Source organism: Pseudotenacibaculum haliotis (assembly GCF_042684245.1).
Taxonomy (GTDB): domain Bacteria; phylum Bacteroidota; class Bacteroidia; order Flavobacteriales; family Flavobacteriaceae; genus Polaribacter; species Polaribacter haliotis_A.
On sequence record NZ_JBHULH010000012.1, the window covers coordinates 321,535 to 337,531 of the forward strand.

16 protein-coding genes and 1 tRNA gene are annotated in these 15,997 nt (G+C 34.3%); 10 read left to right on the plus strand and 7 right to left on the minus strand.

Features of this window, described 5'->3' with window-relative positions; genetic code table 11:
- Positions 1-5: 5 nt before the first annotated feature.
- Entirely contained in the window at positions 6-2,219 is a 2,214-nt protein-coding gene (locus tag ACFSRZ_RS15940) for a S9 family peptidase (protein ID WP_379667572.1), read from the minus strand.
- Positions 2,220-2,361: 142 nt separating this feature from the next.
- On the opposite strand from ACFSRZ_RS15940, the gene ACFSRZ_RS15945 reads away from it, so the two are divergent.
- From ACFSRZ_RS15945 to ACFSRZ_RS15955, 3 genes are all read left to right on the plus strand, one after another.
- Entirely contained in the window at positions 2,362-3,633 is a 1,272-nt protein-coding gene (locus tag ACFSRZ_RS15945; RefSeq protein WP_379667573.1) for a hydroxymethylglutaryl-CoA reductase, degradative, read from the plus strand.
- An 89-nt stretch (positions 3,634-3,722) separates the two neighbouring features.
- On the plus strand, positions 3,723-4,652 hold the full coding sequence (locus tag ACFSRZ_RS15950) for a GYDIA family GHMP kinase (RefSeq protein WP_379667574.1): 930 nt from the start codon (positions 3,723-3,725) through the stop codon (positions 4,650-4,652).
- The gene (locus tag ACFSRZ_RS15955) at positions 4,649-5,857 is read left to right on the plus strand and encodes a BaiN/RdsA family NAD(P)/FAD-dependent oxidoreductase (protein ID WP_379667575.1); all 1,209 of its coding nucleotides are present in this window, start codon (positions 4,649-4,651) and stop codon (positions 5,855-5,857) included. Before ACFSRZ_RS15950 ends, ACFSRZ_RS15955 begins: the two co-directional genes overlap by 4 nt.
- Positions 5,858-5,907: 50 nt before the next feature.
- Here the strand turns inward: ACFSRZ_RS15955 and ACFSRZ_RS15960 are convergent, their stop codons facing one another.
- The 4 genes from ACFSRZ_RS15960 to ACFSRZ_RS15975 all read right to left on the minus strand — a co-directional run bounded on the left by ACFSRZ_RS15960 (position 5,908) and on the right by ACFSRZ_RS15975 (position 8,874).
- Positions 5,908-6,141 carry a hypothetical protein gene (locus ACFSRZ_RS15960; protein ID WP_379667576.1) on the minus strand — a complete coding sequence of 78 codons (234 nt, stop codon included), beginning with the start codon at positions 6,139-6,141 and terminating at the stop codon, positions 5,908-5,910.
- 59 nt (positions 6,142-6,200) lie between these two features.
- Positions 6,201-7,118, minus strand: a complete 918-nt coding sequence (locus ACFSRZ_RS15965) for a DUF6624 domain-containing protein (RefSeq protein WP_379667577.1) — start codon at positions 7,116-7,118, stop codon at positions 6,201-6,203.
- A complete protein-coding gene (locus tag ACFSRZ_RS15970) occupies positions 7,118-8,443 on the minus strand; it encodes a serine hydrolase domain-containing protein (RefSeq protein ID WP_379667578.1) in 1,326 nt (441 codons plus the stop codon). The genes ACFSRZ_RS15965 and ACFSRZ_RS15970 overlap by 1 nt, the downstream gene beginning before the upstream one ends.
- 74 nt (positions 8,444-8,517) lie before the next feature.
- The gene (locus tag ACFSRZ_RS15975; RefSeq protein WP_379667579.1) at positions 8,518-8,874 is read right to left on the minus strand and encodes a hypothetical protein; all 357 of its coding nucleotides are present in this window, start codon (positions 8,872-8,874) and stop codon (positions 8,518-8,520) included.
- A 210-nt stretch (positions 8,875-9,084) separates the two neighbouring features.
- Here ACFSRZ_RS15975 and ACFSRZ_RS15980 point away from each other — a divergent pair, with 210 nt between their 5' ends.
- From ACFSRZ_RS15980 to ACFSRZ_RS16010, 7 genes are read left to right on the plus strand one after another with little or no spacing between them, the layout of a single operon-like run.
- Positions 9,085-10,152: a sensor histidine kinase gene (locus ACFSRZ_RS15980; RefSeq protein ID WP_379667580.1), complete on the plus strand. Its 1,068-nt coding sequence runs from the start codon at positions 9,085-9,087 to the stop codon at positions 10,150-10,152.
- A complete protein-coding gene (locus ACFSRZ_RS15985; RefSeq protein WP_379667581.1) occupies positions 10,145-10,855 on the plus strand; it encodes a LytR/AlgR family response regulator transcription factor in 711 nt (236 codons plus the stop codon). Before ACFSRZ_RS15980 ends, ACFSRZ_RS15985 begins: the two co-directional genes overlap by 8 nt.
- 38 nt (positions 10,856-10,893) lie before the next feature.
- Positions 10,894-11,976 carry a diphosphomevalonate/mevalonate 3,5-bisphosphate decarboxylase family protein gene (locus ACFSRZ_RS15990; protein ID WP_379667582.1) on the plus strand — a complete coding sequence of 361 codons (1,083 nt, stop codon included), beginning with the start codon at positions 10,894-10,896 and terminating at the stop codon, positions 11,974-11,976.
- A 4-nt stretch (positions 11,977-11,980) separates the two neighbouring features.
- Entirely contained in the window at positions 11,981-12,505 is a 525-nt protein-coding gene (locus tag ACFSRZ_RS15995; RefSeq protein ID WP_379667583.1) for a toxin-antitoxin system YwqK family antitoxin, read from the plus strand.
- Between the two features lie 33 nt (positions 12,506-12,538).
- Positions 12,539-13,465: a mevalonate kinase family protein gene (locus ACFSRZ_RS16000; RefSeq protein ID WP_379667584.1), complete on the plus strand. Its 927-nt coding sequence runs from the start codon at positions 12,539-12,541 to the stop codon at positions 13,463-13,465.
- 12 nt (positions 13,466-13,477) lie between these two features.
- Complete coding sequence (locus ACFSRZ_RS16005; RefSeq protein WP_379667585.1) at positions 13,478-14,395, plus strand: geranylgeranylglycerol-phosphate geranylgeranyltransferase; 918 nt, start codon at positions 13,478-13,480, stop codon at positions 14,393-14,395.
- Positions 14,396-14,435: 40 nt separating this feature from the next.
- Entirely contained in the window at positions 14,436-15,266 is an 831-nt protein-coding gene (locus ACFSRZ_RS16010) for a pseudouridine synthase (RefSeq protein ID WP_379667586.1), read from the plus strand.
- Between the two features lie 46 nt (positions 15,267-15,312).
- Here ACFSRZ_RS16010 and ACFSRZ_RS16015 read toward each other — a convergent pair whose 3' ends face one another.
- Positions 15,313-15,789 (minus strand): hypothetical protein, encoded by a 477-nt coding sequence (locus tag ACFSRZ_RS16015; protein WP_379667587.1) that lies wholly within the window; start codon positions 15,787-15,789, stop codon positions 15,313-15,315.
- Positions 15,790-15,893: 104 nt separating this feature from the next.
- A tRNA-Phe gene (locus ACFSRZ_RS16020) sits at positions 15,894-15,969 on the minus strand.
- Positions 15,970-15,997: the final 28 nt, after the last annotated feature.

The window sequence follows — 15,997 nt, forward strand, 5'->3', positions numbered from 1 at the left end:
AGTTTTTAACCTTTAATTTTTAGTTCCTTGTTTTTATCGTTGTTCAAGTTTTTCTTGATGAAGTTTGTCATCTTTTTGTACAAATGCAAACGCGTATTACCTCCGCGAATTCCGTGATTACGATCAGGATAGATAGCCCAATCGAATTGCTTATCGGCTTGAATCAAAGCTTCAGCCATTCTCATTGTGTGCTGTAAGTGTACATTGTCATCACCACTTCCGTGAACTAAAAGGTAGTTTCCTTCTAGCTTTTCAGGATAGTTTAAAGGTGAATTTGCATCGTATCCTTCTGCGTTCTCTTGAGGAGTACGCATGTATCTTTCTGTATAAACTGTGTCATAAAAACGCCAAGTAGTTACCGGAGCTACTGCAATAGCAGTACTAAAAATATCACTACCTTTTAGTAAGCAGTTGGTAGACATATGACCTCCGTAACTCCATCCCCAAATACCAACATTATCCTCATCAATATAAGATCTTTCGGCTAACTTTTTAGCAGCAGCAATTTGATCTTCGGTCTCGTATTTTACCAAGTTCATGTAAGTAACTTTCTTAAAATCTCTTCCTTTAAAACCAGTTCCTCTTGGATCTACACAAGCGATGATATATCCTTGTTGTGCCAACATTTGATGCCAATAGTCATTAGTTCCGTTCCATCTGTTGGCAACTTGTTGCGAACCTGGACCAGAATATTGGAACATGAGCATTGGATATTTTTTGTTTTCATCAAAATCAGCCGGTTTGATCATCCACATGTTCAAATCCTCACCATTGATGCTGATCGTAGAAAACTCTTTTGGGCTCATCTTATAGTCAGACAATTTCTCTTTTAGAGCAGCATTGTCTTTAATCACTTTTAACATCTCTCCTTCAGCAGTATGTAAAGAATAAATTGGTGGAACTTCTGCTGTAGAGTGTGTATTGATGAAGAAGTTTAAATTATCGCTAAAAGAAGCTCTGTTGTTTCCATCTTCGTTGCTTAACAATTTCTTGTTTTTACCATCCAATCCAATACTGTAGATTCCTCGGTTGATAGAACCGTTTTCTACAGACTGGTAGTATATGGTTTTCTTGTCTTTATTGTATCCATAGTAATTGGTTACTTCCCATTTTCCTTTTGTAATCTGATTGATCAAATTTCCATTGAAGTCGTAGTGATAAATATGGTTGTATCCATCTTTCTCGCTAGTCCAGATAAAACTGTTGTCATTAAGGAATGTAAGATTATCATGAATGTCTACATAAGCTTTATCAGTTTCATTTAAAAGCAATTGTTTGCTTCCGTTGTTGGCATTTACTTTGTATAAATTCAAATCGTTCTGATGGCGGTTAAGAGTTGTGGCAATCAAAATATTTTTAGCACTCGACCATTTGATTCTTGGAATGTACTCGTATGCCCCCAAATTGATCTTTTTTGTAGCTCTTGTTTGGGTATTGTACATGTGTAAGCTCACTTTGGCATTCTCTTCTCCTGCCTTTGGATATTTGAATACATGTTGAGTAGGATATAATTTCTTTCCAATAACATCCATAGAGAATTCTCTTACATTAGACTCATCAAAACGCAAAAAAGCAATGAACTTACTGTCATTGCTCCATTCAAAGGCTCTTACAAAGGCAAACTCTTCTTCATAAACCCAATCAGTAGTACCATTAATAATACTGTTTACTTTTCCATCTCTGGTTACTTGAGTTACAGAATTGTTTGATAGATTTTTAATATAAATATTGTTGTCTTTAGCATAGGCTACTTTCTTACTGTCAGGAGAGAAGGTAGGTACTTGAATATTCTTTCCAATTAAAACCAATTTTTTAGAAGCAATGTCATATGCATAAAAAGTTCCAGTAAACGAGTGACGATATATAGGATTAAAGTCTTTTCCTAAAATCAGTTTTGTTTCGTCGTTATTAAAACTATAAGAACTAAACTTATTTAATCCTTTTAATGTTTTTCCATCTACAATGGTGGCTACTTTTTCTAATGTTTTGTAGCTGTACTTATCTACTTTAGAGTTCCCTTCGTCATCACTATTTAAGAGAGAATAATAATCTCCGTTCATAGAATTTAGGGCATTCATTCTGTCTGTTGAAAATTCACCGCCCCATATTTCTTCTAGGGTAATTTCTTTTGTTCCGGTGCTTATGCTTGAAGTTGATGTGTTGTTTTTATCGCAACTAATAAAAAGGAGAATCGTTGCTAAAATGAATAATTTTTTCATTCTAAACTTATATTTTTGATAACGGAATGCCAAGTTTACGGAAAAATCATCAAAAATCGAGCCTAAAAACTATAAATGTTCAATATGTAGCCTAGTTTTAGGCGATTCATTTATCTTTGTGCATGAATGAAAAATGACATCAATGTCTAAAATTATTTCTGGATTCTCCAAACTAACCAAAGAGGAAAAAATCAAATGGCTGGCGGCAAACTACTTTAATAATCAGCCAGAGATCATCAATACGATCAAACAATATTGGAATGTAGATGAGAAGCTACAACAGCTTCACGATGATTTTATAGAGAACACAATCTCCAATTTTTATATGCCTTACGGGGTAGCTCCCAACTTCATTATCAATGGGAAAGAGTATGTAATTCCTATGGTGGTTGAAGAGAGCTCTGTAGTAGCAGCGGCTTCATTAGTAGCCAAGTTTTGGAGCTCAAGAGGAGGTTTCAAAGCAGAGGTGATCTCAACTCAAAAAATTGGGCAGGTTCACTTTATGTATGAAGGTGATAAGACTGAATTAACCCAATATTTTGAATCGAAAAAGAACGATCTGCTTTCTGCTACTACTTCTATTACTAGAAATATGGAAAAAAGAGGTGGTGGAATTTTAGATGTTGAATTGGTAGACAAAACAGATAAGCTAGCCAACTATTATCAACTGCATGTTACTTTTGAAACGGTTGATTCTATGGGAGCAAACTTTATCAACTCCTGTTTGGAAGCTATGGCCAAAGAATTTAGGAATGATGAAATAGAGGTTGTAATGAGCATTCTTTCTAATTATGTACCTGAATGTTTGGTAAGAGCAGAGGTTAGTTGCAAGGTAGAAGAAATGGGAGGAGAATATCCACAAAAGTTTGCCAAAAAATTCTGCCAAGCAATACAAATAGCAGAAATAGAACCCTACAGAGCTGTTACTCATAATAAAGGGATCATGAACGGAATTGATGCTGTGGTTTTGGCAACAGGGAATGATTTTAGAGCAATTGAAGCTGGAGTGCACGCCTATGCAGCCAAATCAGGAACCTATAAAAGTTTAACTCATTGCGAGGTGAAAGATGGTATATTCCGTTTTTGGATAGAAATTCCATTGGCATTAGGAACAGTAGGAGGGTTGACTTCTTTACATCCGATGGCAAAGTTATCTTTAGATATGTTGCAAAAACCATCTGCAAGAGAATTGATGATGATTATGGCAACTGCAGGATTGGCTCAGAATTTTGCTGCTTTAAGAGCATTGACAACGAAAGGAATTCAGCATGGTCATATGAAAATGCATTTGATGAATATCTTAAACCAACTTGGTGCTAATGAATCTGAGAAAAAAGAGATTGCTACTTATTTTGATGGCAAAACAGTTTCGCATAGTGCTGTAGTTGAAAAGTATAATAAGATAAAAAAGTAGTTTCACTACAAAATGTCACCTCGAGCGGAGTCGAGAGGTTTTTGTAAATTTAGGTCTCGACTCCGCTCGACCTGACAAAAGAACAATAATTGAATAGATACTACTCGAACGGAAAGTTATTGCTTACAGGCGAATATGTTGTTTTAGATGGAGCAACTTCCTTAGCTGTGCCCACTTCTTTTGGACAAGATCTTACTGTAGAGTCTATTGAAGAATCACAACTGATTTGGGGGAGTTTTGACCATGCAAATCAATGTTGGTTTGAAGCTATTTTCGATCTTCCTAAATTAAGGCTGGTAAGCGCAACATTTAATTCATCACAAGAAGGAAGCTCTGAATTTATTGCAGAAACCTTATTGAAAATATTGCAAGAGGCTAGAAGGTTGAATACTGACTTTTTACAAACAGAGAAAGGCTTTGTAGTAAAAACTAATTTAACCTTTCCTAGAGATTGGGGTTTGGGAAGTTCTTCAACACTCATCAATAATATAGCACAATGGGCTAATGTTGATCCTTTTAAATTATTATGGAATTCTTTCTCTGGGAGTGGTTACGACATTGCTTGTGCTCAGAATGATTCACCAATTTTGTATAGGTTTGATGGGAAAGAACCATTTGTTAATACATGTGACTTTACACCATCATTTAAAGAGCAATTATTTTTTGTACATCTAAATCAAAAGCAAAATAGCAGAGAAGGGATTCAACGTTACAGAGAAAACAGCAAAGACAAAAAAGAGCTTATTGATAGAATTTCTCAGATTTCTTTTGATCTTTTGGCAATAGAAAGTATAGAAGTGTTTGAGTCTTTGATAGAAGAACATGAGTTGCTAATTTCTTCTGTAATAGGGTTACCTACCGTAAAAGAAAATTTATTTCCAGATTATTTTGGAAGTATAAAAAGCCTTGGTGCTTGGGGAGGAGATTTTATTTTGGTTACCGGAAATGAAGAGACTCCCAATTATTTCAAACAAAAAGGATATTCAACAATTCTTTCCTATTCAGAAATGGTTCTATGAAAAAAGTAATCATCGTTGGAGGTGGAGCAGCAGGTTTCTTTACGGCTATTAATGCCAAAGAGATAAATCCTGAGTTGGATATTACCATCCTAGAAAAAGGAAAAGAAGTTTTACAGAAAGTAAAGATATCTGGAGGAGGAAGATGCAATGTAACCCATGCTTGCTTTGAACCTAAAGAGTTGGTGAAGTTTTACCCTAGAGGAGAAAAAGAACTCTTAGGGCCTTTTCATCAATTTATGACAGGAGACACTTTTGAGTGGTTTGAGAATAATGGAATTCCATTAAAAATTGAAGGTGATAATCGTGTATTTCCAGAATCCAATTCGTCACAAACGATCATTGATTGCTTTTTAAAGAAAACCAAAGAGTTGAATATTCCGGTATTAAAAAATCATGGAGTAACTTCGGTTGTGAAAGAAGGAGAAAAATGGATCGTAAATACCAAGGAAGAACAATTTATTTGTGATGCTTTGGTGATAGCAGCAGGAAGCAGTAAAAAAGTTTGGGATCTGTCAAAATCGTTAAAACATTCTATTGTAGAACCAGTACCTTCCTTATTTACTTTCAATATCAAAGACCCAAGAATCAAAGATTTATTAGGAATTTCAGTGCCTTATGCCACAGTAAAATTAATAGATACTAAGCTAGAAGCTTTTGGGCCTTTATTGATTACGCATTGGGGAATGAGTGGACCGGCTGTTTTAAAATTATCAGCTTTTGGTGCGCGAATTTTAGCAAAGAAGAACTACGAATACAAAGTGGAGGTAAATTGGCTGTCTCAATCTACCAATGAAGTTTTAGAAGATTTACAAAACTTAAAGGCTCAACAATCCAAAAAGCAATTGATATTAAAATCTCCTTTTACCGAGATTCCAAGAAGATTATGGGAACGATTGGTCATAGCATCTCATATCAATCCTGATCAAAACTGGGCAGACCTAAGCAAAGTACAATTGCAAAAACTGGCAGATCAATTAACAAAAGCTGTGTTTCAAGCCAAAGGAAAAAGTACTTTTAAAGAAGAGTTTGTAACTGCTGGAGGAGTAGATTTAAAAGAGATCAATTTCAAAAGATTTGAAAGTAAGCTTCATCAAAACCTGTTCTTTGTAGGAGAGGTTTTAAACATAGATGCAGTAACCGGAGGATTCAACTTTCAAAATGCGTGGACCGGAGGTTGGATATGCGCGAAATCGCTCAGTTCCTAAAATTACTAAAGACAGTAAACGCCACATCTACACCTAATACTATCCTTTCTTTATGCTATTTCACCACGATGAGGTTTTAGAGCATTTCTATAGGTAAGCATATCTTTTTCGTCTACTGTAATAAAAGCATAGGCTAGCATTGGGTTGAGTTCTGTGACATCAGCTTCATGATAATGTAGGTTTTCCATGGCTGCAAATTCTTTTAAATGAATGGTATGATGCTTGGCTGTTTCCAAAGCTTCCGGACCTCTAAAATCCCAGATCAATTTTATTTTTCTGCTCATAAAGCAAAAATACCCATTCCTTAACGAAATGGGCACTTAAAGCACTAACTAAATATCAACTACTTTCTCTTTTGCATTACTTTCCAATCAAAATTTATCTTTCGTTTTAAATAATCTTTGATTGGTTCGAGACCAATAGCCAATCTTTTTTGATCTACATATTCAGGCTCTTCTACAGGAAAAGGAACAAGTTTTCTGTTTGTGTCATAGCGAAACTGCATCCCATAAATTTGTGGTTTTCCTTGATTTACCAGAATTCGATCTTGAATTTTTGCGTATTCCATACAGCTGCCTTCCTTTTTTAAACAAGCTGTTTTTATTTGCTGTAGATATTTGATGCGAATTGCATCATCTTCATGATGATTGATGATTAGCAAAGGACCATCTGCCGCCAGTTTTCCAACTTTTGAATAGGTAGGCCACCCGTAGATTTTAATCAACTGTTCCATTTGTTCAAAGTTGTCGGAACTTAGTTGCTTTTTAAGATGAGCAATAGGATAGTACCAATGCGGAATCTGACCGTTTTTCATGTAATACTTTTTGGCTAGATCTATTTGATAATCCATTGCTTGATCTTTCATAATAAGCATGAGTAACTTTCTTGCATATTCTGATTGCTGTAGCTTTCCTTTCTTAGCTTGAAATTTTGTCAATTGCTGCTCTTGAATCGTTTTCCATCTGGGATCGTCAGTCAATGAGATCAAGTCATTATCTGCCAAAGCCCATAAGCTATCATCATTTTTTAAGGCAATGGTCAGATAATGGAAGGCACTATCTTTTTGAGCAAAGGTCAATGCAAAAGCACAAGCCAAGTTGTAAGTGTTTCTGGAGTTCTCAGGGTTCTTGATAAAGTCGGATTTGTAAGCTTCTATAGCTTGAGTTAAATTGCCTTCATTTCTCAATTGATCTCCTTTACTTTGAGAAAAGCCGAAGAAAGAAGCTAAAATAAAAATGAGAAAGGTGCTTGATTTTGCCATTATCTTATTCTTTTAAATAAATGAGTATTGCCTCTAAAGAAAATTGAGATTGCTTCATTAGGAGGATTGAATGAGAATTTAATCCCCATAGAGTCATATGAAAAATGATCTTTTTTTACTGCCAGGAGTTTAAATAAAGGCTGTCCTTCTGCTTGAGCGAAGAGCACATTCCCTTTTTTTGTGATAGTTACTTTTGCCGGAAAAGTCTTACTCACGTATATACCTAGATATTTATCTAAATCTTTAGAGCTTACGCTAAAAGTAGAAGACCTTTTTAATGTAGGGTCGTTTTCAAAGTAGATGTCAAGAATAGAGATAACCGTAGGTACAATCTCAGAAGTAGATCCATTTAATGTAATTGCCAGAGTTAGATTTTTCTCTGGGATATGTAAAGCAAAAGAAGAAAAACCATCAATACCACCATCATGGCCAAAAACCATAAGCCCTTTGTATTCCATGCTGGAAATGCCTAAACCCATTCCTTTTGAAGTGTCTGTCATTTGCTGTAAAGAAGCTTTAGAAAACAATTTGTTGCCAAATACATTCATGTAAAATTTAGCAAGATCGTTAGTACTTGCTACTATTCCGCCCGCTCCCATAGGGGCGCTTAAATGAGTTTCTGTTGTAATAGGGTACCATTTCTCATTTTTAAGATAAAAGGGCAAAGCTTGATTTTTCTTACCATTCAAACGTTTTCCAAAGTGTGTTCTCTTAAGTTTAAGAGGGCGAACAATTCTTTTCTTAACAATGGAAGAGAAAGATTTTCTATCAATTTTTTCCGCTATATATGAAAGTAAAATGTAGTTTGTGTTTGAGTACGAAGTTTTCTCTTTGGGTTGAAAATCTACAGGATATTTTACAATACGATCTAACATTTGTTTTCTCGTTTGTTTTTTGATCACCCAAGAACGTAAGTTTTCATCTTGGGTAATATTATATAATCCGCTTTGATGTCTTAGTAAATCTTCAATTGTAATTTTCGTAGCATTGGGCACTTGAGGAAAATAGTCACTTAACTGAGTTGTTAACGATAACTTCTTTTCCTCTATCATTTGTAGGATGATTGTTGCAGTATAAGTTTTAGAAATTGAAGCAATTCTATATAGGGTTTCTTGATCTGCTTTCTTTTTAGTTTTTACATTAGCATACCCAATTGATTTTTGATAAACTTGTTTATTGTTTTTATAGATAGAAATCATTCCCATTCCATCTTTTTTTGTTTGCATCGAATCAAAAAAACGATCTAATTTCTTTGAATCGAATGTTTGAGAATAGTTTGTGAAATGGCATAACAATGCCACTAAGAAAATAATAGATTTTCTCATAAATATTGTTGTTAAAGATTGAAAAAGACTAAGTGGAATTATGTCTCTTTATATGTGGAAGTTGATGCGTTAGCTTACTTTTTTTTCATTGTTAGACCAATGATTCCTAAGCGAACAATTAAAAAGGTAACCATCCCAAAGGTAGGTGATAAGAGTCCAATTTTTAGACCATCTGCAAATACAGCACTAGAAACATGGGTTGCCATAGATATAGCATCGAAAGCTTCTATTAAACCAATAAATAGTCCAAGAAATCCCCAAACCAAGGCAAATAAGCTAATGTGTTTTAAAAGATTTAATGATTTGCCATTTTCATCACCCTTTAAAAAGGCTTTTACCAATAAAATAATACATATGATTAGCATTAATAAAGTAGGATACATAAAAATAGGACCACCGTCATTTAATAAGTTGAAGAATAAAAATTTCATAATTCTTTGTTTTTAATGTTACGAATCAAAAGTATACCTCAAATCCGTAGCTAATCTTTAATAGCGATGACCTACAATTTATGAGCTCAAAATAACAAATCTAAAACTAGTTTCAACAAAATAGACTAAAATCGGTTATTTGTCTATGAGTATTGGAATTTAATCGCAAAAACCATCAAAATTCTATAAAATATAAGATATTGCAGGCTTATGAAGAAGGTGTTGAAATATTTTTCTTTCTTACTTGTAAATGTATTCTTTTGGATAGGAGTCTATTCATTCTATACTTATTTTTTGGGATATGGTAGCTCTAATATAGAGTACGTAAATAGTTTTTCAAGGTACTTAATGCCGGTAACTATTCTATTTAGTTACTTTATCATTTTGTATTTAATTCCTAATTATTTGTTGAAAAAGAAATACAAATTATTCCTTTTATATGGAGGGTATACTTTCATCATTTCTTTCGTTGCCATTCTCCTTTCTGTTTTTTATGGCTTGGTTTTTTCTTCTTATTTAAAAGAGGCAAACTCAATTGTGCTTACCAAATCATTAGCACTGATTATTTTAGGGGTCTATTTTGTAGTGATCATAGCTACCGCAATAAGTTTTGTTGTCTATAGTTACCTGTCTAATATAAAAAATGAAGACTTAAAGAATAAGATATTACAAGCACAGTTACAATTAAAACAACAAGAATTGAAACTGCTGAAAATGCAGATTCATCCTCACTTTTTATTCAATTCACTAAATACTATTTATGGATTTGCTCTGGCAAAAAAAGAAGAAGCTCCGGAGATGATCTTAAAGCTGTCTAATTTATTGGATTATATACTGTATCAAATAGACAAACCGGGAGTTCCGTTGAAAAGCGAATTAGAACATATTGAAGATTATATTTCTCTGGAGAAAATGAGATTTCACGATACTTTAAAAGTGAATGTTAGTTTTGAAAATTTAAAGAGTGATATGCAAGTAGCACCTATGCTGTTAATTCCTTTTGTAGAAAATGGATTCAAGCACGGAGCTATTATTGATGGCTTTTTAAGTATAGATATCTTAGCAAAAGAAGAGCATGGCTTTTTTGTATTTCAGATGAAAAATTCTTGTCAAAAGAATGAGGAGAAAACTAAAGGGATCGGTTTAGACAATATCCGAAAAAGACTGGAAATGTTATATGCAAATCGTTATGAACTTGACGTTAATCGCCAGGCAAACGAGTTTTATGTAGAATTAAAAATTCAATTGTCAGATCAAAAAACAATAGAGGATGCCTAAAGTTAAATGTTTAATTACTGATGACGAACCTGTAGCAAGAGAGATCATCAAATCTTTTGTAGAAAAAATTCCCGATCTAGAATTGATAGGAGAGTGTAAGAACGTGAGTGAAACACTAGAAATTCTTGCTAAAGAAGATATTCAACTATTATTTTTGGATATTAACATGCCGGAAATTTCCGGTTTAACATTGGCTAAGAGCATTCAATCTAAAACAAAGATCATATTTACAACAGCCTACAGAGAATACGCTATTGAAGGGTTTGATTTGCAGGTAGTAGACTATTTATTAAAACCCATTTCTTTTGATCGCTTCTTCAAGGCAGTACGTCAGTTCTTCGATTTGTACATGTCAAAAGAGAACGTAAATGAAGTTGTGACGCCTACAAAAAAAGAAGAATTTATTTTTGTGCGATCAGAACGAAAAATGGTGAAGATCAATTTTGATGATATTATATACATCGAAAGTTTAAGCGATTATATAAAAATGCACCTGAAAGATCAGGTTGTAGTTACAAGAGAAACCATCAACAATATAGAAAGCAAATTGCCAAAAGATTATTTCTTGAGAACTCACAGGTCATTTATTGTTTCAATAGGGCAAATAACATCCTTTACAAGCGAATTTATTGAACTCGGCAAAAAAGCAATTCCTATCAGCAGATCCTATAAAGAAAATGTGCTGAAAAGGTTGCATGAGTAATGAGGTAAAACTTCTATCTTTGCTGCAAAACAAGTCCTTTGGGTACACAAGAATTCATTCCAAGATCATTACAGAACTCTTTAGAAAAAGCAAGCTTTACTTGGCAAACACCAAGTAATATTGCATTGGTGAAATATTGGGGGAAAACAGACCCTCAACTTCCTAAGAATGCTTCCATAAGCTTTGCCTTAAGTCAGAGTCATACCATTACAACCATTGATTTTAAAAAAGTCGACAAGGTAGAAACGCCAACTTTCGAGTTGTTCTTTGAAGGTAAAAAGAAAGACGATTTTAAACCTAAGATCGCAAAGTTTTTCGAAAGAATTTTGGAGTACTGCCCATATTTACTGAATTATGAAATGGTTATCAATTCAGAGAATTCATTTCCCCATAGTAGCGGAATTGCTTCTTCAGCAAGTGGGATGAGTGCCATTGCCATGTGTTTGATGAACCTCGAAAATGAGTTAAGCAAATCAACACTGAGCGATGAATTTTTGAATAAGAAAGCTTCTTTCTTAGCAAGATTAGGCTCTGGAAGCGCAAGCAGAAGTATAGAAGGGCCGTTGGTTGTTTGGGGATTGCATGAAGAAATTGAAGGCAGTTCTGATCTTTACGGAGTTAAGTTTCCATTTCAAGTAGCTTCTATTTTCGAAAACTATCAAGACACTATCTTATTAGTAGACAAAGGAGAAAAGCAAGTAAGCAGTACAGTAGGGCATAATTTGATGCACAACCATCCTTTTGCAGAGCAACGTTTTCAGCAAGCAAATGATAATTTGTCAAAGATCACCCGTTGTCTAAAAGAAGGAAATATTGATGAATTCATCAGTTTGGTAGAGAGCGAAGCGCTGAGTTTACACGCAATGATGTTGACTAGTAATCCGTATTTTATTTTGATGAAGCCTAATACATTAGAGATCATCAATGCAATTTGGAATTATAGAGAAGAAACAGGAAGCAAAGTTTGTTTCACCTTAGATGCAGGAGCCAATGTACATATGTTGTACCCTGAGAATGAGAAAGAAAGTGTTTTGCAGTTTGCTGAAAATCAGCTTTCTAAATACTGTCAGAAAAATCAGTATATTTGTGATAGTGTAGGCTTAGGAGCTAAAAAATTATAATCTTTTGAAAGGCAATCAACAAACAATATTTCTTTTTGTTTTCTTCTTATTTATTGGAATATCCCCATTTACTTCTGAAGCTCAAGCCAGAGTCTGGATTGGTGAAGATCATCAGATCACAACAGAAAAGAATGGAGTTTACTATAGGCCATCACCCAAAAAGAAACGCGGGAGTTATGTTATTATAGATTACTATAAAAATGGTAACAAATACAGAGAAGGGAAGGCAGAATTTTCTACTGTAGGAAGCGAAAGGTTTAATGGAATTCTAACCTATTATTTTAGAGATGGAATCGTTTCTAAAAAAGAGAAATACAGGAGAGGGAAGCTTAATGGCCCTTATAAAGAGTTCTATCCAACAGGAGAATTAAAAGTAGATGGAGGTTATGATAAAGGAAACAAAGAAGGTGTTTGGAAGATCTATTACAAAACAGGAAAAATAAAAACAAAAGGAAAATATAGAGATGGAGAGAAAGTAGGAGTATGGAAAACTTTCTACAAAAATGTCTATTATCCTGATGATGAATAATTTTATCGTACCTTTGTACTATAATAAAACCCTATGAAAGGACCTCTTTTTTACGCAAAAATACTGCTCTTTGGTGAGTATGGTATCATTAAAGATTCCAAAGGACTTGCTATACCCTACAATTCATACAAAGGAGCATTAAAGTCAGTTGCGAATTTATCAGGTGAAGCGAAAAAGTCAAACGAAAACCTTGTTAAGTTTTACGAATATCTAAAAGATTTGGATACTAATATTGTATCCTTTGACTTGGATAGATTTAAGCAAGATATAGATGGTGGGATGTATTTTGATTCTTCTATTCCTCAAGGATACGGAGTGGGAAGTTCAGGAGCTTTGGTAGCTTCTGTGTATGATCAATATGCGAATGATAAGATTACAGTTCTAGAAAACCTAACAAGAGATAAATTATTAAAGCTCAAAGATATTTTTTCGGCTATGGAATCTTTTTTCCATGGAAAAAGCTCTGGGCTTGACCCCTTAAATAGTTACCTAAGTTTACCTATACTAATCAACTCAAAAACAAATATAGAACCGGCAGGAATTCCTTCGCAAAAAGAAGGAAAAGGAGCTGTGTTCTTGTTAGACTCTGAACAAGTAGGAGAAACAGAGCCTATGGTAAACATCTTTATGAATAAGATGAAAAACGAAGGCTTTAGAAGAATGCTCAATGAAGAGTTTGTTTCTTATACAGATGCGTGTATTGATGATTTCTTACACGGAAACATCAAATCACTTTTTGGAAATGTGAAGAATCTGTCTAAAGTTGTTTTTGCACACTTCAAACCAATGATTCCTTCAGCATTTCACAAAGTTTGGGAGCAAGGAATTCTTACAAATGATTATTACCTGAAGTTATGCGGTTCAGGAGGAGGAGGTTATATCTTAGGATTTACACAAGACTACGATAAAGCCAAAGAATCACTTAAAGATTATAAATTAGAGGTAGTATACAGATTCTAGAAGCTATTTAAAATGGAGAATACGAAGCAAGTTTCTTTATTTTATAAGGTTTTTAGCCTGCTGTCTGTTGTTAGAGGTTACAACATTTTGGTGCTGGTTGCAGCTCAATATTTAGCTTCTATTTTTATCTTTTCTCCTCAAAAATCAGTTAGACACGTTGTATTTGATCTGCATTTATTATTTGTAGTTATTGCCTCTATTTGTGTTGTGGCCGGAGGTTATATTATCAATAACTTTTACGATAGCAGGGCAGATAAAATCAATAGACCTTATAAAGCCGGTTTAGATAGTTATGTGAGTCAGGAAACAAAACTAACTCTGTACTTTATCCTTAATTTTATAGGAGTGGTTATTGCGTATTTTGTGTCTTGGAAAGCGGCAGCCTTTTTTTCTGTTTATATCTTCGGAATTTGGTTCTATTCCCACAAGCTAAAGAAATATCCTCTTACAGGTTTAATAGCGGCCACGGTTCTTACAATTTTGCCTTTTTTCGTAGTGTTTGTCTATTTTAAGAATTTCTCTAAGATCATTTTTGTGCATGCGATCTTCTTGTTTCTTGTGATCATGGTAAGAGAACTGATCAAGGATTTAGAGAATATGAAAGGAGCAGTAGCAAGTAATTATAAGACGTTTCCTGTAGCTTATGGCGAGCGTAATACAAAGATATTTTCGGTGTTTTTACTTTTAATGACCTTAGGCCCTGTAATTTTCCTCTTTACTTATCCTGCTATTTCCTACATGAAATATTATTTCTATATAACAATGGTATCTCTTATTGTTGTAGGAGTGGCTTTGTTTAAATCAAAAGAAAAGAGGCATTATACAGTTCTTCATACAGCATTGAAGTTTTTATTGTTGTTAGGAGTTGTAAGTCTGGTTTTTATTGATCCAAGCCTGCTCATAGAGAAAGTTATTGACAGACTTCATTAAAAATGAAATAATTAGCAGTACCTTTGCCGAAAATTTTAAAATGAGCACACGTAAAAACTCGTCGAGAGGACGACACGCAAGTAAAGGCAACTCTCCTCAACGTAAAAAAGGTTTTCAAAAAGACTTTAAGAAAACAAGTTCACAACCCAAAAAGACAGATACTGATGGTATCCGATTGAACAAATTTATTTCCAATTCAGGAATTTGTTCAAGAAGAGAAGCCGACACTTTTATAGAGCACGGTAGTGTTACTGTAAACGGTGAGTTGGTTACAGAAATGGGGTATAAAGTGCAACCGACAGATGAAGTAAGGTTTGACGGAACAATGATCTCTCCGGAAAAAAAGAGATATGTTTTGTTAAACAAGCCTAAGAATTACATCACAACAATGGATGATGAACGCGGTAGAAAAACTGTGATGGATTTAGTAGATAGCGCAACAAAGGAAAGAATTTATCCTGTAGGAAGATTAGACCGTATGACTACTGGTTTGTTGTTGTTTACTAATGATGGTGAGTTAGCTAAGAAACTAACACACCCCAAGCATAATGTACGAAAGTTGTATCATGCTTCTTTAGATAGAAAGCTAGATTTAAAAGATCTAGAAAAATTAAGAGGAGATGTTATTATAGAAGGAAGAAAAGTATTTATAGATGCTGTTTCCTATGTAGAAGGGCAAAACAAAACGGAAATAGGAATAGAAATCCATTCCGGGCGTAACAGAATTGTTAGAAAGATCTTTGAACACGTAGGTTATAAAGTGGTAAAACTGGATCGAGTTATTTTTGCTGGACTTACCAAAAAGAATCTCCAAAGAGGAAGATGGAGAGAGTTAACCAATCAAGAAGTTATCAATTTACAGATGATATAAAACAAAAGCCCAATCATATGATTGGGCTTTTGTTTTGTGAATCGATTTAACGTTTTACTTTTTCAAGCCATACATTATCCTGAACTTTCCTGTTATCGTCTACAGAAACAAGTTTCCCTCTTTTTAGCATCCAGCCGTTATTGTCGTTTAATTTCAGACGATCACCTCTTTTAGAAGTGGTAACCAATCTTCCTTTTTTGTCAATACTCCAAGTACAAGCTTCTGCTTTTATAGTTTCATCTTCATCCAGAGATTTTTGTTTGATGACTAAAATATGGTTCTTTTTAAACTCAAAAGTGATCTCTGCATCTTTAATGAGTTCATCTACGGTTTTTAAAATTCCTTTTGCAAGAGCTCTTCCAAAAGAACCCTCTTCTTCATCTACTTCATCGATCTCTTTATTAAGATCTATATGGAACTTCCATGTTCCAATTACGTCGCGCTCTTTTACTCTGCTTTGAGAAAAAGCTAATGATGATACAAATAAGGCTAGAAGAAAAAATTTGGTTGTGATACTTTTCATAATCTTGGTTTTAGTTTCTGTAGGAAAGACGATAAGGAAAAGTGTGCGTTGCAAAAAAATAAAAAGAAAGTATAAAAAAACCCGAACAAACTTGTTCGGGTTTTTGGTGGTGCCTCCAGGAATCGAACCAGGGACACAAGGATTTTCAGTCCTTTGCTCTACCAACTGAGCTAAGGCACCATTGGTCGCTATCGCTCTAGCGGGTGCA